Here is a 25,248-nt window from a genome sequence, read left to right as displayed (position 1 = left end):
GGCGGGGGGGTGGGGGGGGGGGCCCCGCGGGGCGCGGGGGGGGGGGGTGGGCTCGGCGTGTTGGGGGCGGGCGGGGGGCGGTGGTGGGGGGGGCCCGGGCCCCCCCCCCCCCCCCACGGCTCCACCGGCCGGTGGGTGCTCGAGGCAGTGACCGGTGGAACTGATGGGTTCGTGGAAGATCATGCCAGGCCGCGACGGGTCGGCCGCCGCGGTTAATCCGGATCTAAGGAAGACTTGCGCCGGCCCACAGCTCGGCCGACCAGCCCGAACCGGCTGACCTGCCGGGGCGTCGCCTCGGGGTCGGCGAGCAGCATGACCACGCTCGCCCCGCCGAGCCGGGCCCGGTCGATGCTCACCGAGCCGTTGGCCTGCAACGCCACCCGCTTGGCGATGTCCAGCCCCAGCCCGGTGGAGCCCTGGTCGCTGGCACCCCGGCGCAGCGCCCGGTCGGGGTTGGCGATCCCCGGCCCGGCGTCGTCGATCCGGATGGCCACGTAGCCGTCGCGGCGGGAGACCGCCACCTCGAACGCGGTGCCCTGCGGGGTGTAGCGGAAGACGTTGCCGATCACCGCGTCCAGCGCGGCGGCCAGCTCGGCCCGCGGCACCGGTGCCGGGATGCGCAGCTGGGCGCCGGTCACCCGGTGCGGGCGGTTCTGGTCGCCGGCCAGCGCGGCCCAGAACACCATCCGGTCCCGGACCACCTCGCTGACGTCGCACATCGCCGGCCCCGCCTCGTGCGCCACCGCCTTGCGGGTGGTCTTGATCAGCACGTCGATCTCGCCCTCAAGGGTGACGATCGCCTGCCGGATACGTCGGATGCCGCGCCGCCGGTCCAGCTCCGCCGCGCTGAACGAGCCCACGCTGGTGTCGTCGGACTCCAGCGCCTCGGCGTCCAGCCGTAGCACGGTCAGCGGGGTGCGCAGCCGGTGCGACAGGTCGGCGACCAGCTCCCGCTCGTCGGTGCGCGCCGCGACCATCCGGTCGGCCATCCGGTTGAAGGCGTACCCGGCCTCGGCCAGCTCGCGCGGGCCGCTGGGCTCGACGCGTACGGCCAGGTCGCCGTCGCCGATCGCGAGCGCCGCCCTGACCAGCCCCCGGGCCGAGTCGACCGCGCGGGCGGCGACCCGGTCGACCACCAGCACCGCCGCGCCCACCAGCGCGGCGGCCACCCCGAGCAGCAGCAGCCACCGGCCGCCGGCGCCCTCGTCCAGCGCCGCCTCGGGCACGAAGACCTCCACCACGGCGGTGCGGTCGCCGAGCACCACCGGGTCGAGCCGGAGCACGCCGCCGTCGACGTCGACGACCACGGAGCGCCGCTCGGCCCGCGCCCGCTCCAGGTCCGCGCCGCCGGCCCGGCCCGCGGACTCGTCCGCCCCCAGGCCGTGTACGACGGGCCGGGTGGCCGGGTCGTCGCCGCTGGCGGCCACGGCGCGCTGCACCACGGCGGGATCGGTGCTGACCGCGAGCGCCCCGGTGACCAGCGCGCTGCGGCGGGCGGCATCCGCGATCGCCTCCTCGCGGGCCCGGTCACCGAGGCCGGTGGCGAGCGGGAGGAGGAAGGCGAGCGCGACCAGGGCGCACATGCCGGCCGTGAGACGGGCCAGCGACGCCCTCAGTCCGGCGCCACCAACCGGAAGCCGACCCCCCGCACGGTGCGCAGGTAGCGCGGCTTCGCCGCGGACTCGCCCATTTTGCGACGCAGCCAGTAAAGGTGAACGTCGATGGTCTGGTCCTCGCCGACCGACGGCTGCCGCCATACCTCCTCCAGAAGTTCCCGGCGGGACACTACCCGGCCCGGACGTGCGGCGAGATACGCCAACAGGTCGAATTCCTTGCGGGTCAGCGCCAACGGCTCGCCGTCGAGGTGGGCGCTGCGCTGCCCGACGTCCACCCGCAGCCCGCCGACGCTGTGCACGGCCGGCTGCACCGCCCGGCTGGCCCGCCCGGCGCGGCGCAGCACGGTGGTGATCCGGGCGTCGAGGTGCGCGCCGGTGAACGGCTTGACCATGTAGTCGTCGGCCCCGGCGCGCAGCAGCCGGACCACGGACTGCTCGTCGTCGCGCGCGGTGGCGATGATGATCGGCACGTCGGTGATGCCGCGCAGCATCCGCAGTGCGTCCGAGCCGTCGAGGTCGGGCAGGCCGAGGTCGAGCACCACCAGGTCGGGGGTCTCGGCGGCCACGCGGCGCAGGGCGTCCAGCGCGGTGCCCACGGCGTGCACGGCGTGCCCCCGGTCGGCGAGGGACCGCAGCATCGCGCCGCGTACGACGTGATCGTCTTCGACCAGGAGCACGGTGGCCACGCCAAGACGGTACTCGGCGGGGCAAGTTGATCGCGTTGCGGCGCACCTGCGAACCGGGCAAGCTGGTACAACGATGTCCTTCACGCTCTTTGCCGACACCCGCCTCGCGCTCGCCCGGGACTCGCTCGCCGGCCTGTCGGTCGGCGACGCGCTCGGCTCGCAGTTCTTTGTCCCCGGCCGGCACCCGGCCGACCTGGCCGCCGGCAAGCTTCCCCCGGCACCGTGGGAGTGGACCGACGACACCGAGATGGCCTGCTCGGTCGTCGCCGCCCTCGCCGCATCGGGCACCATCGACCGGGACGCCCTTGCCATGGCCTTCGCCGAGCGCTGCGAGCCCTACCGGGGGTACGGTCCGGGCGCCGTGACGATCCTGCGGCTGATCCGCACGGGCACGCCGTGGCCAGTGGCGGCCGCCGCCGCCTTCGACGGGCAGGGCTCGTGCGGCAACGGCGCGGCGATGCGGGTCGGCCCGCTGGGCGCCTGGTTCGCCGACTCGACCGCCCGGGCGGCGGCGCAGGCCCGGGCGTCGGCCGAGGTGACCCACGCGCACCCGGAGGGCATCGCCGGGGCGGTCGCGGTGGCGGTGGCCGCCTCGCTGGCCGCCCGGGCCCGGCTGGACGGCCACCGGCCGCCCCCGCGCCGGCTGCTCGCCGGGGTGGCCGCCGCGCTGGACCCGGCCACCGAGGTGCACCGGGGCGTACGCCGGGCGGCCGACCTGCTCGACTGGCCGCTGCGCGAGGTCGTCGACGTGCTCGGCAACGGCTCCCGGGTCACCGCCCAGGACACCGTCGCCTTCACCTGCTGGGTGGCGGCCGTGCACCTGGACGACTACCCGGCGGCGATCGGCGCCTGCGTCGAGGCGGGCGGGGACGTGGACACCACCGCCGCCATTGTCGGCTCGGTGGTGGCCGCGCACACCGGGGTGGGCAACCCCGGCGGGGTGCCCGCCGCCTGGCTGGCCGCCCGCGAGCCGCTGCCGGACTGGTCCGCCTGACCCTTCCCGCCGGTCGGTCGGGTGCGCCCGTCGCGCCTCGACCGTGCCGCCCGCGACGTGCGGCGTGACGACGACGTGCGCCGGGGCCGGCGTCCCACGGGTCGCGGGGGCGGTGGCGTCGCCGACCGTGCCGGCGGGGGCGACCGATAGCATCGCAGGAGCCGAACGTTCGGCGTCATCCGTACCGTCTGCTGGAGGAGTGACCGTGTCCGCACCCCGTACCCCCGCCGTGGCCGACCCCGTCGTCGTCGCCGCCGGGACCACGGCGGCCGACGCGGTGGCCGCGGCCGGGCTGCCCGCGGCCGGCCCGAAGGTGGTCGTCGTGGTCCGCGACCCGCAGGGCCAGTTGCGTGACCTGGACTGGTCGCCGCAGGTCGACACCGAGGTCGAGCCGGTCAGCCTGGACTCCCCGGACGGGCTCAACGTGCTGCGGCACTCCACCGCGCACGTGCTCGCCCAGGCCGTGCAGGACGTCTTCCCCGAGGCCAAGCTCGGCATCGGCCCGCCCATCGAGAACGGCTTCTACTACGACTTCGCCGTCGACAAGCCGTTCCAGCCGGACGACCTCGGCAAGCTCGAGAAGCGGATGCAGGAGATCATCAAGTCCGGCCAGCGGTTCCGCCGTCGCCGCTTCGGCAGCCTGGACGAGGCGAAGGCCGAGCTGGCCGCCGAGCCGTTCAAGCTGGAGCTGATCGACGTCAAGGGTGAGGGGCTGGACACCTCTGAGGTGATGGAGGTGGGCGGCGGCGAGCTGACCATCTACGACAACCTCGCCGCGACGGAGGACAAGGTCTGCTGGTCGGACCTGTGCCGCGGCCCGCACCTGCCGAACACGCGACTGATCGGCGCGTTCAAGCTGATGCGCTCGGCCGCCGCGTACTGGCGCGGGTCGGAGAAGAACCCGCAGCTCCAGCGGGTCTACGGCACCGCCTGGCCGACCCGGGACGAGCTGAAGGCGTACCTGAAGCTGCTGGAGGAGGCCGCCCGGCGCGACCACCGCAAGCTCGGCGCGGACCTCGACCTGTTCAGCTTCCCCGACGAGATCGGCTCCGGCCTGGCGGTCTTCCACCCCAAGGGCGGCATCATCCGCCGTGAGCTGGAGAACTACTCGCGCCGCCGGCACGAGGAGGCCGGGTACGAGTTCGTCAACACCCCGCACATCACCAAGGCGCAGCTCTTCGAGACCTCCGGGCACCTGCAGTGGTACGCCGACGGCATGTACCCGCCCATGGAGATGGAGGGCGCGAACTACTACCTCAAGCCGATGAACTGCCCGTTCCACAACCTGATCTTCCGGTCCCGGGGGCGGTCCTACCGCGAGCTGCCGCTGCGGCTGTTCGAGTTCGGCTCGGTCTACCGGTTCGAGAAGTCCGGTGTGGTGCACGGCCTGACCCGGGTGCGCGGCATGACGCAGGACGACGCGCACATCTACTGCACCCAGGAGCAGATGGCCGGCGAGCTGAAGTCGCTGCTGTCGTTCGTGCTCGACCTGCTGCGCGACTACGGCCTGGACGACTTCTACCTGGAGCTGTCCACCCGCAACCCGGAGAAGTCCGTCGGCACCGACGAGAACTGGGAGCGGGCCACCGAGGCGCTGCGCTCGGCCGCCGAGGAGTCCGGCCTGGACCTGGTGCCGGACCCGGGCGGCGCGGCCTTCTACGGGCCGAAGATCTCGGTGCAGGCGAAGGACGCGATCGGCCGGACCTGGCAGATGTCCACCATCCAGGTCGACTTCAACCTGCCGGAGCGGTTCGGGCTGGAGTTCCAGGCCGCCGACGGCACCCGGCAGCGGCCGGTGATGATCCACCGGGCGCTGTTCGGCTCGATCGAGCGGTTCTTCGGCGTGCTCACCGAGCACTACGCGGGCGCGTTCCCGGCCTGGCTGGCCCCGGTGCAGGTGGTGGGCATCCCGATCCGCGAGGACCACACCGACTACCTGCACGGCTTCGTCGCGGCGCTGCGCGCCGAGGGGATCCGCGCCCAGGTGGACGCGGGCGACGACCGGATGCAGAAGAAGATCCGCACCGCCCAGCAGCAGAAGATCCCGTTCATGGTGATCGCCGGTGACGACGACGTGGCGGCTGGCACGGTCTCGTTCCGCTACCGGGACGGCTCGCAGCGCAACGGGGTGCCGATCGCCGACGCGGTGTCCCACGTGCTCGACGTGGTCGGCTCGCGCACCAACGTCGGCCCGTCGGCCGCCTGATCCACCACGCACCGGAGGCACGGAAGGCCCCCCGCCGTCGGCGGGGGGCCTTCGTCGACGGGCCGTCGGGCGTCAGATCCCGCAGGTCGGGGCGGACCAGGACCGGCTCGGCGTGTTGCCCAGGTGGGTGTGGTCGTTGTGGCCCGGGTAGCCGGGGCCGAGGATGTTGCTGAAGCCGTGGTAGCGGGCCTGCTGGGCGAGCCGGCACAGCGAGGGCGACCCGACCAGGTCGACCCCGTCGCCGTAGAGGTGCCGGCTGCCGGCGGCGCCGCCGACCGCGCTGTTGCAGGCGTAGCTGCGGAAGCCGCTGCTGATGTAGAGCGGCACGTTGCCGAGTGCGCGCCGCATGGCCTGGAGCTTCCACATCGACACGCGGGCGTTGAAGCGGGCGGTGCTGGCTGGCACCGCGCCGCCGGACCAGTCGCTGTTGCACCTGTTCCACTCCGCGTAGCTGAAGCTGACCGGGGTGCAGTCGTCGTCCTGGAGCGCGTAGATCTGGTTGAAGGTCAGCGGCCCGGCGACGCCGTCGGCGCCCAGCCCGTACGCCTGCTGGAAGCGGATCACGGCGGACCGGGTGCCCGGGCCGTACACGCCGTCGAGGGCGAGCACGGCGCCGTAGCCGGGGTAGCCCGAGACCCGGATCTGGAGTTGCCGGACGTCCTCGCCGGACATCCCCTCGGACAGGGTGCGCCCCCACGTGTAGCAGCCGTCGGCGTGGGCCGCGCCGGCGGTGAAGGTGACGCCCACCACGGTGGTGGCGGCGGTCAGCGCGAGCGCCGCGAGGAATCTGCCGAACCGTCGGATCACGGAGACCTCCATCGGTCTATGGAAGAAAATCGATGGATGGAAGTTTCAACGGTGCTCTTCGATTCGTCAACAACTTCCAGCGCCGGGTTCCCCACGGCGGGCCTCGCCGGTCGTCGGGCCGCTCCGTAGGATCGGCCTGTGACAGGGGTGGAACGGCACACGGACAGCGGCATGGCCGACGGCCTGGAGCGGCTCTGGACGCCGCACCGGATGACCTACATCTCGGGTGAGGACCGTCCCGAGGGCTACGAGAAGCCGAAGGGGTGCCCCTTCTGCCTCGCCCCCGGCCTGCCGGCGGAGGAGAGCCTCGTCGTCGCGCGCGGCGCGCACGTCTTCGTGGTGCTCAACCTCTACCCGTACAACCCGGGTCACCTGCTGGTCTGCCCCTACCGGCACGTCGCCGACTACACCGACCTCGACGGGCCGGAGACCGCCGAGCTGGCGTCGTTCACCCAGACCGCGATGCGGGTGATCCGCAAGGTCAGCAACGCCCACGGGTTCAACCTCGGGATGAACCAGGGCGGGGTGGCCGGCGCCGGGATCGCCGCGCACCTACACCAGCACGTCGTGCCCCGCTGGGGCGGGGACGCCAACTTCATGCCGGTGATCGGGCGCACCAAGGTGCTGCCGCAACTGCTCGGGGACACCCGGGAGTTGCTCGCCCGCGCCTGGCCCTCCTGACCCGGACCGCCCTGTTCGCCCGCGCCCGGCCCGGTGAGGCGGGCCGGGGTCGGGGTCCCGCGCGGCGGCGGGGACTTCGCCCCGGGGCGGGCGCCGGAGGTGGCACGATGCGTCGATGGCAGTCACGACACGGCCGTTGGGCCGCAGCGGCATCGAGGTCAGCGCGCTGGGCATGGGGTGCTGGGCGATCGGCGGCCCTTGGGCCGAGGGCACGCAGCCGCTGGGCTGGGGCGCCGTCGACGACGAGGAGTCCGTCCGGGCGGTACGTCGCGCGCTCGACCTCGGCGTGACCCTCTTCGACACCGCCGACACCTACGGGGCGGGGCACTCGGAGCGGGTCCTGGGCCGGGCGCTCGCCGGCCGGCGCGACGAGGCCGTGATCGCCACCAAGTGGGGCCACACCTTCGACGAGGCGACCCGTCAGGCCACCGGCGCGGACAGTTCCCCGGCGTACCTGCGGCGGGCGGTGGAGGAGTCGCTGCGCCGGCTCGGCACCGACCGGATCGACCTCTACCAGCTGCACCTCGCCGACCTGCCGGTGCCCCGGGCCGAGGCGCTCGTCGGCACCCTGGAGGACCTGGTCGCCGACGGGCTGGTCCGCGCGTACGGCTGGAGCACCGACCGCCCCGACCGGGCGGCCGCCTTCGGCCAGGGCGCCCGGCACGCCACCGCCGTGCAGCACACCCTCTCGGTGCTCCGGGACGCCCCCGAGCTGCTCGCCGTCTGCGACAAGTACGACCTGGCCAGCGTCAACCGGGGGCCGCTGGGGATGGGCCTGCTCTCCGGCAAGTACACGACCGGCTCCACGCTGCCCCGCGACGACGTGCGGGGGGTCGCACCGGGCTGGCTGGAGTGGTTCCGGGGCGGCCGGCCGGCCCCGGAGTGGCTGCGGCGGGCCGCCGCCGTGCGGGCGGCGCTGACCGCCGACGGCCGCACCCCGGCCCAGGGCGCGCTGGGCTGGATCTGGGCGCGCAGCGGGCGCACCGTCCCGATCCCCGGCTGCCGCACCGTCGCGCAGGTCGAGGAGAACGCCGCCGCCCTGCACCGGGGGCCGCTGCCGGCCGACCAGTTCGCCGAGGTGGAACGCCAGTTGGCGGCGCTCCGCTCGGCCGCGCTCCGCGAGGCCGACCGCCCCCACCACCCGAGCCCCATGCTTCCCACCGCCCGCCCCTGACGCGCCCCACCCGCCGGGTCACCGTCGATCATGCCGTTGTGGTGGGGCGTCGCGCCCCGGATCGCCCGTTTTGTCGGGCAGCTCCACCGCGCCAGGCGGCTCCGTGTCACAACTGCGTGATCGACCCCGCGGGGAGCCCGGTCAGGGGTGGCTGGCGTGTTCCTTGCGGACCTGGTCGGCCAGGTGGGCGGGCATGGGGTCGTAGCGGACGAAGTGGCGGCGGAAGGTGCCGGTGCCCGACGTCATCGAGCGCAGCTCGACCGCGTAACGGAGCAGCTCCGTGGCGGGCACCTCGGCGCGGACCAGGGTGCGCCCCTCGGCGTCCGCGTCCGGCTCGGTGCCGAGCACCCGGCCGCGCCGCCCGGACAGGTCGCCCATCACCGCGCCGACGGACGAGTCGGACACCCGGATCACCACCTCGTCGACCGGCTCCAGCAGCGCCGGCTGGCCCTTCTCGGCGGCGTCCCGCAGCGCCAGCGCGCCGGCGGTCTGGAAGGCCGCGTCGGAGGAGTCCACGCTGTGCGCCTTGCCGTCGAAGAGGGTCACCCGCAGGTCCACCACCGGATGGCCGGCGACCAGGCCCCGCTCCATCTGGGCGCGTACGCCCTTCTCGACGGAGGGGATGTAGTTGTGCGGCACCGCGCCGCCGACCACCCGGTCGACGAACTCGAAGCCGGCCCCGCGCGGCAGCGGCTCGACCTCGATGTCGCAGACGGCGTACTGCCCGTGGCCGCCGGACTGCTTGACGTGCCGGCCGTGCCCCTTGGCCGGGACGGTCAGCGTCTCGCGCAGCGCGACCCGGACCGGCTCGGTGTCCAGTTCCACCCCGCCCGCGCGCAGCCGCTCCAGCACCACGTCGGCGTGCGCCTCGCCCATGCACCAGAGCACCAGCTGGTGGGTCTCCGGGTTGCGCTCCAACCGCATGGTCGGGTCGCCGGCGACCAGGCGGGCCAGGTTGCGCGCGAGGGCGTCCTCGTCGGCGCGGCTGTGGGCCACGACGGCGACCGGCAGCAGCGGCTCGGGCATCTCCCAGGGTGCGATCAGCAGCGGGTCGTCCTTGGCGGAGATCGTGTCGCCGGTCTCCGCGCTGCCCGACTTGGTGATCGCGCAGATGTCGCCGGCCACGCAGGCGCCCACCTCGCGCAGGCTCGCACCCAGCGGGGTGTAGATGTGCCCGACCCGCTCGTCGGCGTCGTGGTCGGGGTGGCCGCGCTCGGCCATCCCGTGCCCGGAGACGTGCACGGTCTGCTCCGGGCGCAGCGTGCCGGAGAAGACCCGGACCAGGGAGACCCGGCCGACGTGCCGGTCGACGGTCGTCTTGACCACCTCGGCGACCAGCGGGCCGTCCGGGTCGCAGGCCAGCGGCGGGCGGGGCGAGTCGTCCACCCCGGCGACCGCCGGCAGTTCGTGCTCCAGCGGCGACGGGAAACCGGCGGTGAGCACCTCCAGCAGCGCGTCCAGCCCGACCCCGGTCTCCGCGCAGACCGGCACCACCGGGTAGAAGTGGCCTCGCGCGACCGCCTTCTCCAGGTCCTCGATCAGCACTTCGGTGCCGATCTCCTCGCCCGAGAGGTAGCGGTCCATCAGGGACTCGTCCTCGCTCTCGGCGATGATCCCCTCGATCAGCTCGTTGCGGGACTCGACGATGGCCGGCAGGTGCTCCGGGTCCGGCTCGCGCACGTCGGCCGGCAGGCCGGCGGTGTAGTCGAAGACCCGGCGGGTGATCAGGCCGAGCAGGCCGACGGTGGAGACGCCGTCGTCGCCGAGCATCGGCAGGTAGAGCGGGAGCACGTTGTCGCCGAAGACCCGCTGGCAGAGCGCCACCGCCTCGTCGAAGTCGGCGCGCGGGTGGTCGAGCCGGGCGACGGCGACGGCCCGGGGCATGTCGACCGCCGCGCACTCCTCCCAGAGGGCGGCGGTGGCGGCGTCCATCCCGTCGACGGCGGAGACCACGAACAGCGCCGCGTCGGCGGCCCGCAGCCCCGCGCGCAACTCGCCCACGAAGTCGGCGTAGCCGGGGGTGTCGAGCAGGTTGACCTTGATCCCGTCGTGCAGCAGCGGCGCGCAGGCCAGGCTCACCGAGCGCTGCTGGCGTACGGCCGCCGGGTCGTGGTCGCAGACGGTGCTGCCGTCGGCGACGGTGCCGGCCCGGCCGATCGTGCCGGTCGCCGCGAGCAGCGCCTCGACCAGGGTCGTCTTGCCCGCTCCGGAGTGCCCGACGAGCACCACGTTGCGGATCCGGCCCGGCTCGGTCACCACCGGCGCGCCGCCGGCGGCCCCCTTCTCCTGACTTTTCTGCGCCATGGGGCGCACCTCCCTCAGCCGTGGTTGGTGGCGACCGCCGCGCGCGACGGGGAAGCGGCCCGAGCGGGTTCCGCGGCGATATCCTCCGGTGCTCTGCAGGGTTGCGGGTAATCAACGGGCGAGTGGGTGAGCTGACTCACCTTCCTGGCTCGATCTCACACCTGTTGCGGGGCCGGCACAAGCCTCCGTCCTGCGCGGGTCGTTGACCGGCCGTACCACCGGTGCCGGCGGGACCGTTATCGTGGGACCGCCATGGCGAAGATCTTCCAAGTGACGGCCCGCGCGGGGATGACCCGCGTCGTCGAGCCGGTCGCACGCGGCCTGCTCCGAGCGGGCGTAACCCCCAACGCGGTCACCGTGGCGGGCACCCTCGGGGTGCTCGTCGGTGCGCTCGGCTTCGGTGCCCGCGGTCATCTGGTCGCCGGGGCCCTGATCGTGACCGTGTTCGCGCTCACCGACCTGCTCGACGGGACGATGGCCCGGATGAGCGGCGGCTCCACGAAATTCGGGGCGTTCCTCGATTCGAGCATGGACCGGATCGCCGACAGCGCGGTCTTCGGCGCGGTGGCGTACTGGCTGGCCACCGAGCACGAGTATTCGGGCGTCGCCGCCGCGCTGCTCTGCCTGGCCGCCGGCGGCCTGGTCTCCTACGTCAAGGCCCGGGCCGAGGGGCTCGGCATGACGTGCAACGTGGGCATCGCCGAGCGCACCGAGCGGCTGCTCATCGTCGGCGTCGGCGGGCTGCTCACCGGCCTCGGCGTCCGGCCCGCGCTGGAGATCGCGCTCTGGCTGCTCGCCGCCGTGTCGATCTTCACCGTCGGCCAGCGGATGGCCCACGTCTACCGCCAGGCCCAGCGGGTGCACACCCCGGGCGGGCAGGGGTGAGCGCGACGAGCGCCGGTCGGCCGCTGTCCGGGGGCCGGCGCCGGTGAATCTCACCGAGCTCGGCTACGTCGCCGGGTGGCGCGTGATCCGCGCGCTGCCCCGGCCCGTCGTGGCCGCGGCGTTCCGGGCGGGCGCCGACCGCGCCCACCGCCGGGGCGGCGGGGGTACGGCCCGACTGCGCGCGAACCTGCGCCGGGTGGTCGGCCCCGACCTGCCCGAGGCCGACCTCGACGAGCTGGTCCGCCACGGCCTGCGCTCGTACGCCCGCTACTGGATGGAGGCGTTCCGGCTGCCCTCGCTCAGCCGGACGGAGATCCTGGCCGGCTTCCGGCTCGACGGCGAGGAGCTGCTCGCGGCCGACGTGGCGGCCGGCCGGGGCGCGGTGGTGGCGCTGCCGCACGCCGGCAACTGGGACGCCGCCGGCGCCTGGGTCGCGGCGACCGGCTGGCCGATCACCACGGTCGCCGAGCGGCTCAAGCCCGAGGGCGTCTACCAGCGGTTCCTCGCCTTCCGGCGGAGTCTGGGCATGGAGATTCTGCCCACCCACGGCGGCGACCGGCCGGCGTTCGACGTGCTGGTCGACCGGGTCCGGGCCGGCACGGTGGTGCCCCTGCTGGCCGACCGGGACCTCTCCGCCCGGGGGGTGGAGGTCGACTTCTTCGGGGCCCGCACCCGGATGCCGCCGGGCCCGGCCCTGCTCGCCCTGCGCACCGGGGCGCCCCTCTACGTCGCCTCGATGTGGTACGAGGCGGACGCGGCCTGCGCGTCGGTCGAGGGTCCGCTGCCGCTGCCCGACCCCGAGGAGGGCCCGCTCGACCGGCGGGTCCGGTCGCTGACCCAGCGGATCGCCGACGGTCTGGCGGCGGGCATCGCCCGGCATCCGGAAGACTGGCACATGTTGCAGCGGATGTGGCTGGACCAGCACGGCACGGGTGGCGGCGCGACCCTGCCCTCCCCGGCTGCCGGACAGGCGTAAGGGAGGCGTTGAGGCGTGCGCATCGGCATCGTGTGCCCGTACTCCTTCGACGTGCCCGGCGGGGTGCAGAACCACGTCATGGACCTCGCCGAGGCGCTGATCGGCCTCGGGCACGAGGTGAGCGTGCTCGCCCCGGCCGACGAGGACTCCCCGCTGCCGCCGTACGTGGTGCCGGCGGGGCGGGCGGTGCCGCTGCCGTACAACGGCTCGGTGGCGCGGATCGCGTTCGGCCCGGTCTCCACGGCGCGGGTGCGGCGCTGGATCACCCGGGGCGACTTCGACGTGCTGCACGTGCACGAGCCGCTGACCCTGAGCCTGTCGCTGCTGGCCGTGCTCTCCGCCCGTGGGCCGGTGGTGGCGACCTTCCACACGGCGATGACCCGGTCGCGGGCGCTCGCCGCCGCGCAGGGGGTGCTCCAGATCGTGCTGGAGCGGATCACCGCCCGGATCGCGGTCAGCGCGCTGGCGCGCAAGGTACAGGTCGAGCACATGGACGGCGGCGCGGTGGAGATCCCCAACGGGGTGGCCGTCGCGAAGTTCAACCATGCGCAGCCGCTGCCCGGCTGGCCGGGGGAGTGCGCGCCCGGGCGGGGCGGCGCGATCGGCTTCCTCGGCCGGTTCACCGAGGCCCGCAAGGGCTTCCCGATCCTGCGCGACGCCTTCGTCGAGCTGGCCCGGCATCGTCCCGGGCTGCGGCTGCTGGTGGCCGGCCCCGGTGACCCGGACGACCTGTTCGGGCGGTTCCCGGTCGAGCTACGCGACCAGGTGACCTTCCTCGGGCTGGTCTCCGAGGAGGACAAGGCGCGGATGCTGCGCAGCGTGCACCTCTACGTGGCGCCGAACACCGGCGGGGAGTCCTTCGGCATGATCCTCACCGAGGCGCTCGCGGCGGGCACCACCGTCGTGGCCAGCGACCTCGACGCGTTCCGCCGCGTGCTCGACGGCGGCCGGGCCGGCCGGCTCTTCCCGACGGGGGACCGGCCCGCGTTGCGTACCGCCCTGGCCGAGCTGCTCGACGATCCCGACGGCCGGGCCGCGCTGACCGCCTGCGGCGACCAGGTGGTGGCCACCTTCGACTGGCCGGTGGTCGCCCGCCGGGTCCTCGAGGTGTACGCGGCGGCGATCGAGGCCACCGACGGGCGGGTCATGGACACCGAATGGGTGGGGCTGGACTGACGATGTCGGGCATGTGGTGGGGGGTGGTCGCGGCCCTGGCCGTCGGGCTGGTCGCGGCGTACCTGGTCTGGACCGCCGGCCGGGTCGACCGGCTGCACGGCCGGGCCGAGCTGGCCGCCCGCGCCCTGGACGCCCACCTGCTGCGCCGCGCGGCGGCCGCCGCGGTCCTGGCCGAGCGGCGCTACGGCGTCGAGCTGTACGCGGCGGCGCGGATCGCGCTGGACGCGCAGCCGGACGAGCGGGAGGCCGCCGAGAACGACCTCACCCGCCAGTTGCGTGCCGTGGAGCTGGACCCGGCCGATCCGGACTGCGAGGCGGTGATCGGCGCCAGCCGACGGCTCGCCCTGGCCCGTCAGGTGCACACCGACCTGGTCCGCGACGCCCGCGCGGCGCGCGGCCGTCCGCTGGTGCGGCTGTTGCGCATGGGGCGCCGTCGACCCTGGCCGCGCTACTTCGACATCGACGACCCCACCCTCACCGTCCCGGCGGACGTCCCCGCCGGCTGAGGCGGGCACGGAGCCGACAGAAACGCCCCGGACGGGACGCCGGGCGCACCCGGCGACCGGGCGGCGGCGGGGTGGTGACGACTGCCACAGGGCAGGCCACCGTGGGTCTGATTGGCTGTCGGACGGGCGTTGGGACGGCCGTAGCATTTTCGCAGCCACCCCACCCCGAGCACGTCGAGGAGCGATGACCCGTGCCCGAAACGACTGCCCAGAACGCCAGCACCAGCCCGGTCACCGGCACCGCCCGCGTCAAGCGCGGCATGGCCGAGATGCTCAAGGGCGGCGTGATCATGGATGTGGTCAACGCCGAGCAGGCCAAGATCGCCGAGGACGCCGGCGCCGTCGCCGTGATGGCGCTGGAGCGGGTGCCCGCCGACATCCGCGCCCAGGGCGGGGTGTCCCGGATGAGCGACCCCGACATGATCGACGGCATCATCGACGCCGTCTCCATCCCCGTGATGGCGAAGGCCCGGATCGGCCACTTCGTGGAGGCCCAGATCCTCCAGTCGCTCGGCGTCGACTACGTCGACGAGTCCGAGGTGCTGACCCCGGCCGACTACGCCAACCACATCGACAAGTGGGCCTTCACCGTCCCCTTCGTCTGCGGCGCGACCAACCTGGGCGAGGCCCTGCGCCGGATCACCGAGGGCGCGGCCATGATCCGCTCCAAGGGCGAGGCCGGCACCGGTGACGTCTCCAACGCCACCACCCACATGCGCAGGATCCGCCAGGAGATCCGCCGGCTGAGCTCGCTGCCGACCGACGAGCTGTACGTGGCCGCCAAGGAGCTCCAGGCGCCGTACGAGCTGGTCAAGGAGGTCGCCGAGAGCGGCAAGCTGCCAGTGGTGCTGTTCACCGCTGGTGGCATCGCCACCCCGGCCGACGCCGCGATGATGATGCAGCTCGGCGCCGAGGGCGTCTTCGTCGGCTCCGGCATCTTCAAGTCCGGCAACCCGGCGCAGCGGGCCGCCGCGATCGTCAAGGCCACCACCTTCCACGACGACCCGGACGTGCTGGCCAAGGTCTCCCGGGGCCTGGGCGAGGCGATGGTCGGCATCAACGTCGACGACATCCCGCAGCCGCACCGCCTGGCCGAGCGCGGCTGGTGACGGATGTAAGGAAGGGCACCTTCCTAATGCCTGAGGTAGTGGAAGGGGCCCTTCCTAACCAGGAGAGGAGCGGCAGATGGGCGACGCACCCGTGATCGGTGTGCTCGCGCTCCAGGGCGACGTGCGCGAGCACGTGGCCGCCCTCGCCGCGGCGGGCGCGGACGCCCGTCCGGTGCGCCGGGCGCAGGAATTGGACGCGGTGGACGGGCTGGTGATCCCCGGGGGCGAGTCCACCACGATCAGCAAGCTCGCCGACATCTTCGAGATGCGCGAGCCGATCGACAAGCGGATCGCCGGCGGGATGCCGGTGTACGGCTCGTGCGCCGGCATGATCATGCTGGCCACCGAGGTCCTCGACGGCCGGCCCGACCAGCGCGGCTTCGCCGGCATCGAGATGACCGTGCGGCGCAACGCGTTCGGGCGGCAGGTCGACTCGTTCGAGGCGCCGGTGGCGATCACCGGCGTCGAGGGCGGGCCGTTCCACGCGGTGTTCATCCGGGCGCCGTGGGTCGAGCGGGTCGGCGACGGCGTCGAGGTGCTCGGCACGGTGACCGAGGGCCCGGCCGCCGGGCGGATCGTGGCGGTCCGGCAGGGCAACCTGCTGGCCACCTCGTTCCATCCCGAACTGACCGGCGACGCGCGCGTGCACGCGTACTTCGTGGAGCTGGTCCGGGCGTCGCGCTGAGCGGTGGCGAGCCGTGCATTGTTTCGCCCCGTCTGTCCTGGTCCGGGCGGTCGGGGCGTGGCGGCGAGGCGCGGCGCGGTGACAGCGGGCCGCCGGGCGTCGGTAGGATTGCCGAGATTCGGCAGGGCCATCTGCCCGTCACGGCTTCCACCAGGGCTGACCGGCACCACCGCGTGCGCCGGTGGGAGCGGGGCGTGCGCGGTGCGGTCGATGCAGACGGCGGGTAGCAACGGAGGTAACAGATGTCCGGCCACTCAAAGTGGGCGACGACCAAGCACAAGAAGGCGGTCATCGACGCCAAGCGCGGCAAGATGTTCGCCAAGCTCATCAAGAACGTCGAGGTCGCCGCGCGGACCGGCGGTGGCGATCCCGCCGGTAACCCCACGCTCTACGACGCCATCCAGAAGGCCAAGAAGAACTCGGTCCCGAACGACAACATCGACCGCGCCGTCAAGCGCGGCTCCGGCCTGGAGGCCGGCGGCGCCGACTACCAGACCATCATGTACGAGGGCTACGGCCCGAACGGCGTGGCGCTGCTCATCGAGTGCCTGACCGACAACCGCAACCGCGCGGCCACCGAGGTGCGCACCGCGCTGACCCGCAACGGCGGCTCGTTCGCCGACGCGGGCTCGGTGTCGTACATGTTCTCCCGCAAGGGCGTGGTGATCGTCCCCAAGGCCGGGACGACCGAGGACGACGTGATGATGGCGGTCCTCGACGCCGGCGCCGAGGAGGTCAACGACCTGGGTGAGGCGTTCGAGGTGGTCTCCGAGCCGACCGACCTGGTCGCGGTGCGCACCGCGCTCCAGGACGCCGGCATCGAGTACGAGTCGGCCGAGTCGGCGCTGATCCCGAGCGTCAACGTCCCCCTCGACGAGGACGGCGCGCGCAAGATCTTCAAGCTGATCGACGTCCTGGAGGACTGCGACGACGTGCAGAACGTCTACGCGAACTTCGACGTCAGCGACGAGATCATGGCCGCGGTCGGCTGACCTGCTGCGTTGATATACGCACCTCCCGGATATATATTTGTCCGGGAGGTGTTTCATGGCGAAGACTCTGTTGGATCTCGACGAGGATCTTCTTGCCGAGGCGACCGCCGCCCTCGGTACCTCCACCAAGAAGGAAACCGTGACGGAGGCCCTCAGGCAGGCGGTGGAATCCAGTCGGGAGCGACGGCGGCGCGCGCTGGCGGACCTTCAGGAGGTCGCCGACGAGGGGGGCTTCCAGTTCGACCGGCTAGACGAGCTCGACCGGTGAGATATCTGGTTGACACGAGTGCGCTGGTCCGCATTGTGCGCCGTCAGGTTGATCCGCAGTGGTCCGAGCTGGCGACCCGCGGCCTGATCGCCCTCTGCGACCCCGTGCTCGTGGAGACCTTGACCATCGCCGATGCCAAGGCGTATGACCGGGTCGAGCGCGGCCTGCGGGATCTGTACCCCTGGGTGCCGGTTCCCGACGACGCCTGGCAGGTCGTGCGGGCGGTGCGGCAGGAACTCGCCAGCCAGAGCGCGCATCAGGGGTTGTCCGTGGCCGACTACCTGGTTATCGCCACCGCCATCCGCCTGAAGCTCGTGGTACTTCATCAGGACGCCGACTTCGAGACGGTGGCGAGGCTCGCGCCGCAGCTGAGCGAAGAGCGGATCGGCTGACGGCCGCGATGGGAGTCGCTGGCTGCGGTCCGCTTCCGACGTCTCCGATGAGATATGGCCGCCGTCGGCTGATCCAGGGCGTCGGCTGAGCCGCCGCGCCTCCGGGGCGGTTACCGCCCGGACGGGCGAAATTTCCGGATGATCATTCGGACACCCGCCGTTCGGAAAGCTCGCATAGGATCTCCCGCTGTTTGATCTTCTTGAGCAACGGAGAGACATGCGAAGGACCCTCACCGCCGTGGCTGCCGTCCTGGCGATTCCCGCCCTGGCCGGCGCTGTCGCCCCGCCGCATGCGACGGCGGGCCCGTTGCCGACTCCGGGCCGGGGCGTGGCCGTCGGGACGTCGCGCCCGCCGGTGGCGCCCCCGAACATGCCGGCGACGGTGTACGGGGGTGCGTGGCCCTCGGGCCACGTGCAGGGGGTGGCGGTCGACTGGAGCCGCGGCCACGTCTACTGGTCCTTCACGAACCTCCTGGTCAAGACGGACCTCGACGGTCGGGTCGTCGGCACGGTGACCGGCTTGACCGGCCACCTCGGCGACCTGGACGTCAACCCGGAGGACGGCCGCGTCTACGGCTCGCTGGAGTACAAGGCGCAGCGGGCCTTCTACATCGCCATCTTCGACGTCGCCCGGATCACCCGGATCGGAATGGACGCCGAGACGGACGGCGTGATGACCACCGTCTACCTGAAGGAGGTCGTCGACGATTTCACGGCGGACCTGGACGGCGACGGCGTCTTCGACGGCGACACCGGGCAGACCGCCGACCACCGGTACGGCGCCAGCGGCATCGACGGGGTCTCGTTCGGGCCGGCGTTGGGCACCGCCGGCGGACGGAACGTGCTGATGGTTGCCTACGGCATCTACCCGAACACGACGCGTACCGACAACGACCACCAGGTGCTGCTCGCGTACGACGTGCGGCGGTGGAGCCTCCTCGCCCGTCCGCTCAGCCAGACCGCACCGCACCAGAGCGGGCCAGGGCAGCCGTACTCCAAGGTCTTCGTCCGGACCGGGAACACCACCTTCGGCGTGCAGAACCTGGAGTACGACCGGCACACCCGCCGGTGGCTGATGGCGGTCTACCGGGGCAGCAAGCCGGAGTTTCCGAACTGGACGCTCTACGCGATCGACGCCACCGTCGCCCCGCAGGCCGGTGTGATCACCGGCCAGCCGGACGGCGCGACCGGATGGATCGTGCCGCTGGCCCCGGCCGGGCTGACCGATCCGGCCACCGGGATCCGCGGCTGGGAGGGGCCCGGCAGCTTCGGCCTGGAGGCCCTCGGCGACGGGCGGTTCTACGTGGTCAGCAGCGGGACGACCACGGTGGACGGTGAGCGGCGGCAGACCGGCACCGCCGTCCTCCGGCAGTGGACGGGAGCGACGCCGAACCCCTTCACCACCGCCGGATCCACCGTCGCCGGGCGCCGACCCGCAGCCCGCGCGGCGGTCTCGCGGCCCCGCTGACCCTCGTCGAGGACGGCGCGCGCAAGGTCTTCGACGTCTTGGCGGACGGCGACGACGTGCGGAACGGCTACGCGACCTGTGACGCCGGCACTCGGTAGGTTGGGGGAGTGGGCCGGGTGGAGCGAGAGGACGGGCGGGTCGGGGAGGGGCACCGCTTCGCCCCGGGCGACCTGGTCGTCCGGCGCGAGGTCCTGCACGGCGAGGTGTGGTTCGGCTGCCCGACCGTCTGCGTCGAGGACTCGCCCGACCTGCTCGTGCTCTACCTGCCCCCGGGCGCGGAGTTCGGCTTCCCCGAGACCGGGCGGTTCCCGTGCGGGCGGCACCCGTGGCAGGTCGCCGGGCACCGGGCGTGGAGCGGCCACGGCAAGCTGATGCTGCACCGCCCGGGCGAGGCGCACTCCGTCGACGTCTTCTGGACCGGCCCGGAGCGCGCCTTCGCCGGGTGGTACTTCAACCTCCAGGACCCGGTCCGGCGTACCCCGATCGGGGTGGACACCCTCGACCACGAGCTGGACCTCTGGTGGCCGGCCGACGCCGCCCGCTACGTCTGGAAGGACGTGGAGATGTTCGCCCAGCGCCTCGAAGAGGGGCGCTATCCGGGGATGGCCGACGCGATCCGCGCCGAGGGCGACCGGATCGCCGCCCTGCTCGACGCCGGGGAGCGGTGGTGGGACGAGGCGTGGGCGTCGTGGCGGCCGGACCCGGCCTGGCCGGTGCCGGCCCTGCCGGCAGGCTGGGACACCGTCCCTCCGACCCGCTGACCGCCACCCGCCGGTCCAGGGCCGGGCGGGTCGAGCGTGCCTCGGCCCTGCTCGTCAGGACCCGCCGGGGCGGGGCATGACCGGACGGACCTCGACCGGGCGGCCCGGCCCGCCACCGGCGCGCGACGCGTACTCCGGGACGCCCACGCACGTGAACAGCAGCGCCGCGAGGTCGTCCGGCTCGCCGAGCAGGCCCGGGACCTCCGAGTCGAGGAAGGTCATCCCGGAGGCGCCGGCGCCCAGGGCGTACGCCGCGAGGTGCAGCCGGCCCTCGACGAGCCCGGCGGCGAGCTGGGCGTCGCGGTAGCCGCGGTCGTCGAGCGCCGACAGCGGGGTGGCCCCGACGACGACGTACGCCGCGTCGCCGGCGAGCGCCTGGTCCAGGCAGACCCGCAGCAGCTCGTCACGCAGCTCCGCGGCCCGCAGCGGCGCCGTCAGGTCGGGCCAGCGGTAGAGACCGGGCGCCACACCGTCGACGCCGTGCACGGCCACCCAGTGCGGCACCGGCACGCCGCGCAGGGCGGCGGCCAGGGGCCACTCCAGCAGGGCGCGCGGCAGCGTGCGGGACCGGTCCATGCGGCGCTGCGACCCGCGCCGGCGCACCACCTCGTCGAGCGAATCAGACGGCGGGAACTCCGGCAGCGGCGGCGCCTCCGGCCAGGGCTCCCCGAGCGCGTCCCGCTCGCCCGCGCGCTGCGCGGCGGTGCACAGCGGCAGCTCGACCGCCGGCAACTCACCCGGCACCGCCGCCCCGGTGGGGCCGATCGCCGGCTCGCCGTCGCCGAGGGACAGCAGGGCGAGCGGATACTCGTGCACCCCGTCCGCGCCGACGAGGCGGCGTAGCGTGGCGTCCGGGAACAGCGTCCGCAGCCGTGGCGCGAGGCCGGCGCTCGTGGCCCCCGCCGACAGTTGGGACAGCAGCGTCCCGGCGTCCCAGTAGAGGTGCCGCCAGCCGCGCTCGGCGTACCGCCACCCCGTCCGCCACGGCACGCCCGTGACCACGAGCGTGGTGGCCGCTCCGGTGGCGGCGGGGGCGACCTGGACGAGCGCGTGCCGCGCCGGGTCGTACCAGTGCACGCCGTCCGGGACGCCCGCGACGTCGCGGGTGCTCGCGTAGACCTCCAGCGGGAAGCGTGCGCCGGCCGAACCGGCGGCCCGGTAGAGGAACGGCCGCCCGTGGCGCTCGGCGGTGCGGACGACGCCGGCGCCGAGGAAGAGCACGCGGCCGAGCTGCGCGGCGTCGAGGAGTTGCGCCTGGCCCGCGGCGCCCGCGAGCACCGCCGTCGCGGGGATCCCCGGGTCGGGCAGGTCGCGTGGCAGGGCGACGACGGGCAGGCCGTCCGGATAGCCCTTGAGCTGCGGCGGCAGGGTCTCGGGGTCGTTCGGCACGAGGTCGTGGCGGATCCGCGGATCGTCCCCGGGCACGTCCCAGTCGCGGTCCGGCACGTATGACGTCAGCCGGTGCAGCAGCCCGGCGCCGGAGTCGAGGTCCACAGCGGCCATCCTGCCAGTGCGCGGCCCCGCACCGCAGTGACGACCGCACCGACCACCCCACCCGCGCGGGGCCTAGGCGGCCCGGGTAGCCGGCGCTCCACCGGGCCGACGTCCGCGCGGCGCCCAGTCGGTGGGCCGACGTCCGACCGGCCCCGGTCGGTGGGACGGCGTCCGACCGGCCCCGGTGGGTGGGCCGGCGGTCACGTCACCGTGCGGCGCCGGGCCCCGGTCACAACCCGAAGAACGCGAGGTAGGAGTCGAGTTGGTGGGCGAGCATCGGCTCGCCGGGGTGCGCCCGCAGGCCGCGCGCGCGGGCCTCGGCCAGCAGGGCCGTCTCCGCCGGGGTCATGATGATGTCGGCGACCACGGCGTCCGCCGGCAGTTCGGCCACCGGGAACGGCAGCGGGTCGTCGGGGCGCAGCCCGAGGGGGGTCGCGTTGACCGCGAGGTCGGCGTCGGCCAGTCGCGGCCGCGCCGCCCCGGTGACCCGGTCCGGGTACGCGGCGGACAGCCGTCGCCGCAGCGTCTCCAGCCGGCCCGGGTCGGTGTCGGCCAGCCGCAGCTCCGCCACGCCGGCGTCGAGCAGGGCGACGGCGATGGCGCTGCCCGCCCCGCCCGCGCCCACCACGCACACCCGGCGGCCCCGGGGATGGTGTCCGGCCGTGGCCAGCCCGCGGACGAACCCGTCGCCGTCGAAGGTGTCCGCGGTCCAGGTCCCGTCGGGCTCGCGCCGCAGGGCGTTGGCGCTGCCGGCCAGGCGGGCGCGGTCGCTGGCCCGGTCCGCGAGGGCCAGGGCGGCGGCCTTGTGCGGCACGGTGACCAGCATCCCGTGCAGGTTGCCCACCCGTTGCAGGCCGCGTACGACCGGGGTGAGGTCGGCCGGTGCGACGTGGACCGGGACGAGCACCGCGTCGGTGCCGCGGCGGGTCAGCACCGGATTGAGCAGGGCGGGGGCGCGCACCTGCGCGATCGGGTCGCCGAGCAGCGCGTACAGCCGGGTGGTGCCGCCGATCTCCGTCATGCCGCGCCTCCGTGTCGATGGCCGACGCCCAGGGCCGCCCGTCCCGCCGGTCGGGTGCCGCGCCGCGCCGACGCTATCGCGGGCCCGGACGTGGGGCCCCGCCGGGTTCGCGCCCGGCCGCCGAGCCGGTCCCCTTCCGCCCGGTCGGCCGCCGAGGGTTCGGTAGGGGACGGTGGGCGTGCCCGGGGGCGTCCGACCCCCGGAGGCGCGGGGCGGGCGGACGCGGCGGTACGGGGTGCCGGACCCGGAGACCGTTGCCGGCACCCCTAAGATCACCGCAAGGATCTTTCGCCGGGGAATATTTAGTGATATCAATCTCGCACCCGATCCCTCTCACCCCCGGAGTGCGACGTGCGGAGAACCCGCTTCCTGACTCTCGCCCTGAGCCTCGCAACGGCTCTCGGCGCCAGCCTGTCCATGACGGCCCCCGCCCAGGCCGCCCCCACCGACCGCTACGTCGCCCTCGGCGACTCCTACGCCTCGGGCGTGGGCGCCGGCAACTACACCAGCGAGAGCGGCTCCTGCCAGCGCAGCACCAGCGCCTACCCCGCGCTGTACGCCGCCAACGTCAAGCCCGCCTCGTACCGCTCGGTCGCCTGCTCCGGCGCCACCACGACCAGCGTGATCAACACCCAGCTCTCCGCGCTCAGCTCCACCACCAGCCTGGTCAGCGTCACGGTCGGCGGCAACGACGTCGGCTTCGCCAACATCATGACCACCTGCGTGCTCAAGGGCACCACCGAGTGCGTCGCCGCCGTGCAGGCCGCCGAGGACAAGGCCCGCGCCCAGCTCCCCGGCCTGCTGAGCAACGTCTACAACGGCATCAAGACCCGGGCCCCGAACGCCCGGGTCGTGGTCGTCGGTTACCCGGTCTTCTACCAGCTCGGCACCGTCTGCGTCGGGCTGAGCGCCACCTCGCGTGCCAAGATCAACGAGGGTATCAACCTGGTGGACGACATCACCCGCAGCGCGGCCACCGCGGCCGGCTTCACCTTCGCCGACGTGCGCTCGGCCTTCGTCGGGCACCAGCTGTGCAGCTACGGCGAGAAGTGGCTGCACGCCCTCAACTACCTCAACCTCGGCGTCTCCTACCACCCGACCGCGGCCGGCCAGTCCGGCGGCTACTACCCGGTCTTCCGCAACGCCGCCGACTGACCCGACCGCGCGCCACCGCCGACGCGTACCGGCTGATCCGGCAGCCGCCCGCGACGGCGGTGGCGCGCGTCCGTCCCGGCTCCCGGTGGTCCTCGCCCGCTCCCCGCGGGACGCGGGCCGACCGGCCGCGGCGGCCCGGCACGTGGTGGGCGTGCCGGGCCGCGCCGTGCGTCAGCCCCGGACGCGGTACGCCCGGCCGGCGCACCGCGACACCGCTCAGCCCACCGTCTCGCGCGACCGCCACGCCGTCCGGACCAGCACGAAGCCGAGCAGGAAGAACGGCACGAACCAGCCGATCGCCGGGGCCAGCAGCGAGAGCAGCTCCCCGCTGTCGCCGAACTGCACACCCACCACGGCGACCAGGGCGACCAGGGCGACCTGCCCGAGGGCCAGCAGGGTGCCGGCGACCATCTTGCCGGCCAGCAACGCCCGGACCGGCACCGCGGCCACCAGGATCTCCACGATCCGGGTCTGCTTCTCCTCGATGATGCTCTGCGCGATCTGCACGCCTAAGTAGCCAACGTCGGAAGTCCTTCGGGGGTTGATCATGTAGCTGGCTGCGCGGAGGATGCTTCCTGGTGATCGGCGTTGTGTCGGTCGAGTCTGGCCAGCAGATCGTCCAGGTCGGAGGTGGTGAACTTCCACTGGAATGGCTGTGCTGTGGCGTTGTAGCGGTCTTCGAATGCTCGGAGCCGGTCCCTGACCTGGGCCAGGTCGGTGAAGTCGTTGGGCGAGACGACCTTGCGCTGCACGACGGAGAAGTAGATCTCCACCTGGTTGAGCCAGGAGGCGTGGACGGGGGTGTGGACCATGAGCGCGTTCGGGAATGCACTGGTCAAGCGGTCGGCGGCCTCTGCCCGCGGTGGGAGGAGCCGTTGTCGACGATCCAGAACACCCTTTTGGCGCTGGCGTAGGGCTCTTGGCTCATGACCTGGGTGACCAGGTTCATGAACGGGTCGATGCCGGTTCTGGGCTCGGTGCGGCTGAGCACCCTCGCGTGGTGGACGTCGTAGGCGGCCAGGTAGGCCAGGGCACCGCCGCGGCCGTAGGTGTGGTTGACCTGCATCGCCCGGGCCTGTCCGGGGGCCAGGGTGGGGTGGCAGCGGCAGCGGGCCTGGATGGAGGTCTTCTCGTCCGCGCTGATGACGTACTCGTCCGGTCCGAGCGGTTCGCCCTGCCAGGTGCGCGCGTACAGATCCAGCACACGGGCAGCCTTGGGTCCGAAATCGGGGTCGTGGATGAAGATCCAGGAGCGGTGCTGCCAGGGCTTGAGCGCGTCCTGGGCCAGCCAGCGGCGCACGGTGGAGGCCGACAGGGCCGGGGCGATGCCTCGCGCCGTGGCCTCGCGGGCCAGTTCCGGGCACGACCAGCGGGCCAGCGGCGTGCCGGTCTCGGCGGGTAGTTGGCAGGCCAGGGCCTTGACCTGGGCGGTCTGCAGGGCGGTGAACGAGGGTGGCCGGCCGGGGCGCTGGCGGTCGGCCAGCCCGGGCATGCCCTCGTCGGCGAAGCGGCCTCGCCAGGTCCGCACGGTGTCCACATGCAGGCCCGTCTCGCGGGCGATGCACGCGTTGGAACGGCCCCGTGCCGCGTGGAGCACGACGTGCGCGCGGATCCGGGCCTGGTGGGGAGTCCTGTGCCCGTAGGCCATCTTCTTCAGCCGGTGCCTCTGCGAGGCGGTCAGCGATATCGGGCGGGCGGTGGCAACGGGCAAGGCAGGCAGGCCGATCAGCAGAAGTGGTTCTTACCGGCTGGAGCCTGCCGCGCCGCCTGACGCGGGCGGCCAGACAGGATGACCCCTCGCCCACCGTGCCGGAGTCGGCCAAGACCTCCCCTGCTCAAAAGCTGCCCGCGCGGCCTGAGCCGCCTGGCGGTAGCTCGCCGGCCTGGACGTC

Annotated in this window: 24 protein-coding genes and 1 pseudogene; 16 read left to right on the top strand and 9 right to left on the bottom strand. The window is 73.8% G+C overall.

The features are described from left to right. Nucleotides 1-212: 212 nt before the first annotated feature. Both ACGF5C_RS32480 and ACGF5C_RS32475 read right to left on the bottom strand, forming a co-directional pair. On the bottom strand, nt 213-1,583 hold the full coding sequence (locus ACGF5C_RS32480) for an ATP-binding protein (protein ID WP_393307873.1): 1,371 nt from the start codon (nt 1,581-1,583) through the stop codon (nt 213-215). A gap of 29 nt (nt 1,584-1,612) precedes the next feature. Beyond that, entirely contained in the window at nt 1,613-2,302 is a 690-nt protein-coding gene (locus tag ACGF5C_RS32475) for a response regulator transcription factor (protein WP_357701537.1), read from the bottom strand. Between the two features lie 73 nt (nt 2,303-2,375). On the opposite strand from ACGF5C_RS32475, the gene ACGF5C_RS32470 reads away from it, so the two are divergent. Together ACGF5C_RS32470 and thrS are read left to right on the top strand one after the other, a co-directional pair. Beyond that, nucleotides 2,376-3,296, top strand: coding sequence for an ADP-ribosylglycohydrolase family protein (locus tag ACGF5C_RS32470; protein WP_393307871.1), 921 nt, complete (start codon nt 2,376-2,378; stop codon nt 3,294-3,296). Nucleotides 3,297-3,501: 205 nt separating this feature from the next. Beyond that, nucleotides 3,502-5,502: a threonine--tRNA ligase gene (gene thrS, locus ACGF5C_RS32465; protein WP_393307869.1), complete on the top strand. Its 2,001-nt coding sequence runs from the start codon at nt 3,502-3,504 to the stop codon at nt 5,500-5,502. Between the two features lie 72 nt (nt 5,503-5,574). On the opposite strand, the gene ACGF5C_RS32460 is transcribed toward thrS, so the two are convergent. Further along, nucleotides 5,575-6,321 carry a D-Ala-D-Ala carboxypeptidase family metallohydrolase gene (locus ACGF5C_RS32460; RefSeq protein ID WP_393307867.1) on the bottom strand — a complete coding sequence of 249 codons (747 nt, stop codon included), beginning with the start codon at nt 6,319-6,321 and terminating at the stop codon, nt 5,575-5,577. Nucleotides 6,322-6,480: 159 nt separating this feature from the next. Between ACGF5C_RS32460 and ACGF5C_RS32455 the strand changes: the two genes are divergently transcribed. Then, nucleotides 6,481-6,990 carry an HIT domain-containing protein gene (locus ACGF5C_RS32455; RefSeq protein WP_350706683.1) on the top strand — a complete coding sequence of 170 codons (510 nt, stop codon included), beginning with the start codon at nt 6,481-6,483 and terminating at the stop codon, nt 6,988-6,990. A 115-nt stretch (nt 6,991-7,105) separates the two neighbouring features. Further along, nucleotides 7,106-8,164: an aldo/keto reductase gene (locus tag ACGF5C_RS32450; protein WP_393307865.1), complete on the top strand. Its 1,059-nt coding sequence runs from the start codon at nt 7,106-7,108 to the stop codon at nt 8,162-8,164. A 141-nt stretch (nt 8,165-8,305) separates the two neighbouring features. On the opposite strand, the gene ACGF5C_RS32445 is transcribed toward ACGF5C_RS32450, so the two are convergent. Further along, nucleotides 8,306-10,468, bottom strand: a complete 2,163-nt coding sequence (locus ACGF5C_RS32445) for an elongation factor G-like protein EF-G2 (RefSeq protein WP_393307863.1) — start codon at nt 10,466-10,468, stop codon at nt 8,306-8,308. Between the two features lie 252 nt (nt 10,469-10,720). Between ACGF5C_RS32445 and pgsA the strand changes: the two genes are divergently transcribed. The 11 genes from pgsA (at nt 10,721) to ACGF5C_RS32390 (ending at nt 19,686) form a co-directional block, all read left to right on the top strand. After that, entirely contained in the window at nt 10,721-11,353 is a 633-nt protein-coding gene (gene pgsA, locus ACGF5C_RS32440; RefSeq protein WP_393307861.1) for a phosphatidylinositol phosphate synthase, read from the top strand. Between the two features lie 43 nt (nt 11,354-11,396). Beyond that, the gene (locus ACGF5C_RS32435) at nt 11,397-12,329 is read left to right on the top strand and encodes a phosphatidylinositol mannoside acyltransferase (RefSeq protein WP_393307859.1); all 933 of its coding nucleotides are present in this window, start codon (nt 11,397-11,399) and stop codon (nt 12,327-12,329) included. 15 nt (nt 12,330-12,344) lie between these two features. Further along, a complete protein-coding gene (locus ACGF5C_RS32430) occupies nt 12,345-13,505 on the top strand; it encodes a glycosyltransferase family 4 protein (protein ID WP_393307857.1) in 1,161 nt (386 codons plus the stop codon). A gap of 2 nt (nt 13,506-13,507) precedes the next feature. Beyond that, complete coding sequence (locus tag ACGF5C_RS32425; protein ID WP_393269670.1) at nt 13,508-14,011, top strand: hypothetical protein; 504 nt, start codon at nt 13,508-13,510, stop codon at nt 14,009-14,011. A gap of 191 nt (nt 14,012-14,202) precedes the next feature. Continuing rightward, nucleotides 14,203-15,120, top strand: coding sequence for a pyridoxal 5'-phosphate synthase lyase subunit PdxS (gene pdxS, locus ACGF5C_RS32420; protein WP_393307855.1), 918 nt, complete (start codon nt 14,203-14,205; stop codon nt 15,118-15,120). Nucleotides 15,121-15,196: 76 nt separating this feature from the next. Continuing rightward, nucleotides 15,197-15,805 (top strand): pyridoxal 5'-phosphate synthase glutaminase subunit PdxT, encoded by a 609-nt coding sequence (gene pdxT / locus ACGF5C_RS32415; RefSeq protein WP_357452246.1) that lies wholly within the window; start codon nt 15,197-15,199, stop codon nt 15,803-15,805. A 242-nt stretch (nt 15,806-16,047) separates the two neighbouring features. Beyond that, nucleotides 16,048-16,797 (top strand): YebC/PmpR family DNA-binding transcriptional regulator, encoded by a 750-nt coding sequence (locus ACGF5C_RS32410; RefSeq protein WP_357701515.1) that lies wholly within the window; start codon nt 16,048-16,050, stop codon nt 16,795-16,797. Between the two features lie 55 nt (nt 16,798-16,852). Next, a complete protein-coding gene (locus tag ACGF5C_RS32405; RefSeq protein ID WP_393307853.1) occupies nt 16,853-17,065 on the top strand; it encodes a type II toxin-antitoxin system VapB family antitoxin in 213 nt (70 codons plus the stop codon). After that, nucleotides 17,062-17,457: a PIN domain-containing protein gene (locus ACGF5C_RS32400; RefSeq protein ID WP_393307851.1), complete on the top strand. Its 396-nt coding sequence runs from the start codon at nt 17,062-17,064 to the stop codon at nt 17,455-17,457. The genes ACGF5C_RS32405 and ACGF5C_RS32400 overlap by 4 nt, the downstream gene beginning before the upstream one ends. A 217-nt stretch (nt 17,458-17,674) precedes the next feature. Next, nucleotides 17,675-18,925, top strand: coding sequence for a hypothetical protein (locus ACGF5C_RS32395; RefSeq protein WP_393307849.1), 1,251 nt, complete (start codon nt 17,675-17,677; stop codon nt 18,923-18,925). 116 nt (nt 18,926-19,041) lie between these two features. Then, nucleotides 19,042-19,686, top strand: coding sequence for a DUF402 domain-containing protein (locus tag ACGF5C_RS32390; protein ID WP_393307847.1), 645 nt, complete (start codon nt 19,042-19,044; stop codon nt 19,684-19,686). Nucleotides 19,687-19,740: 54 nt separating this feature from the next. Here ACGF5C_RS32390 and ACGF5C_RS32385 read toward each other — a convergent pair whose 3' ends face one another. After that, nucleotides 19,741-21,189 carry a hypothetical protein gene (locus ACGF5C_RS32385; protein ID WP_393307845.1) on the bottom strand — a complete coding sequence of 483 codons (1,449 nt, stop codon included), beginning with the start codon at nt 21,187-21,189 and terminating at the stop codon, nt 19,741-19,743. 220 nt (nt 21,190-21,409) lie between these two features. Then, nucleotides 21,410-22,201, bottom strand: a complete 792-nt coding sequence (locus ACGF5C_RS32380; protein ID WP_393307843.1) for a shikimate dehydrogenase family protein — start codon at nt 22,199-22,201, stop codon at nt 21,410-21,412. A gap of 351 nt (nt 22,202-22,552) precedes the next feature. Between ACGF5C_RS32380 and ACGF5C_RS32375 the strand changes: the two genes are divergently transcribed. Next, nucleotides 22,553-23,356, top strand: a complete 804-nt coding sequence (locus ACGF5C_RS32375) for an SGNH/GDSL hydrolase family protein (protein WP_393307841.1) — start codon at nt 22,553-22,555, stop codon at nt 23,354-23,356. A gap of 240 nt (nt 23,357-23,596) precedes the next feature. Here ACGF5C_RS32375 and ACGF5C_RS32370 read toward each other — a convergent pair. From ACGF5C_RS32370 to ACGF5C_RS32360, 3 genes and pseudogenes are all read right to left on the bottom strand, one after another. Next, nucleotides 23,597-23,869 (bottom strand): annotated as a pseudogene (locus tag ACGF5C_RS32370) (ABC transporter permease); the annotation flags it as partial. A 32-nt stretch (nt 23,870-23,901) separates the two neighbouring features. Continuing rightward, nucleotides 23,902-24,195 carry a hypothetical protein gene (locus ACGF5C_RS32365; RefSeq protein WP_393307839.1) on the bottom strand — a complete coding sequence of 98 codons (294 nt, stop codon included), beginning with the start codon at nt 24,193-24,195 and terminating at the stop codon, nt 23,902-23,904. Then, nucleotides 24,192-25,067: an IS630 family transposase gene (locus ACGF5C_RS32360; RefSeq protein ID WP_393307837.1), complete on the bottom strand. Its 876-nt coding sequence runs from the start codon at nt 25,065-25,067 to the stop codon at nt 24,192-24,194. Before ACGF5C_RS32360 ends, ACGF5C_RS32365 begins: the two co-directional genes overlap by 4 nt. Between the last annotated feature and the right edge of the window lie 181 nt (nt 25,068-25,248).

It is taken from the genome of Micromonospora sp. NPDC047620 (genome assembly GCF_043205005.1).
In the GTDB taxonomy this organism is placed as follows: domain Bacteria; phylum Actinomycetota; class Actinomycetes; order Mycobacteriales; family Micromonosporaceae; genus Micromonospora.
The sequence above is the reverse complement of the archived record's forward strand: the minus strand, read 5'-3'. Positions and strand labels throughout refer to the sequence as shown.

Bases quoted from the DNA above. Each gene is read 5' to 3' on its own strand.
- pdxT (WP_357452246.1), top strand. From the start codon at position 15,197: ATGGGCGACGCACCCGTGATCGGTGTGCTCGCGCTCCAGGGCGACGTG.
- ACGF5C_RS32425 (WP_393269670.1), top strand. From the start codon at position 13,508: ATGTCGGGCATGTGGTGGGGGGTGGTCGCGGCCCTGGCCGTCGGGCTG.
- ACGF5C_RS32395 (WP_393307849.1), top strand. From the start codon at position 17,675: ATGCGAAGGACCCTCACCGCCGTGGCTGCCGTCCTGGCGATTCCCGCC.
- ACGF5C_RS32455 (WP_350706683.1), top strand. From the start codon at position 6,481: ATGGCCGACGGCCTGGAGCGGCTCTGGACGCCGCACCGGATGACCTAC.
- ACGF5C_RS32405 (WP_393307853.1), top strand. From the start codon at position 16,853: ATGGCGAAGACTCTGTTGGATCTCGACGAGGATCTTCTTGCCGAGGCG.
- ACGF5C_RS32385 (WP_393307845.1), bottom strand. From the start codon at position 21,189: ATGGCCGCTGTGGACCTCGACTCCGGCGCCGGGCTGCTGCACCGGCTG.
- ACGF5C_RS32470 (WP_393307871.1), top strand. From the start codon at position 2,376: ATGTCCTTCACGCTCTTTGCCGACACCCGCCTCGCGCTCGCCCGGGAC.
- ACGF5C_RS32445 (WP_393307863.1), bottom strand. From the start codon at position 10,468: ATGGCGCAGAAAAGTCAGGAGAAGGGGGCCGCCGGCGGCGCGCCGGTG.
- ACGF5C_RS32410 (WP_357701515.1), top strand. From the start codon at position 16,048: ATGTCCGGCCACTCAAAGTGGGCGACGACCAAGCACAAGAAGGCGGTC.
- pgsA (WP_393307861.1), top strand. From the start codon at position 10,721: ATGGCGAAGATCTTCCAAGTGACGGCCCGCGCGGGGATGACCCGCGTC.
- ACGF5C_RS32380 (WP_393307843.1), bottom strand. From the start codon at position 22,201: ATGACGGAGATCGGCGGCACCACCCGGCTGTACGCGCTGCTCGGCGAC.
- ACGF5C_RS32460 (WP_393307867.1), bottom strand. From the start codon at position 6,321: ATGGAGGTCTCCGTGATCCGACGGTTCGGCAGATTCCTCGCGGCGCTC.
- ACGF5C_RS32480 (WP_393307873.1), bottom strand. From the start codon at position 1,583: ATGTGCGCCCTGGTCGCGCTCGCCTTCCTCCTCCCGCTCGCCACCGGC.
- ACGF5C_RS32450 (WP_393307865.1), top strand. From the start codon at position 7,106: ATGGCAGTCACGACACGGCCGTTGGGCCGCAGCGGCATCGAGGTCAGC.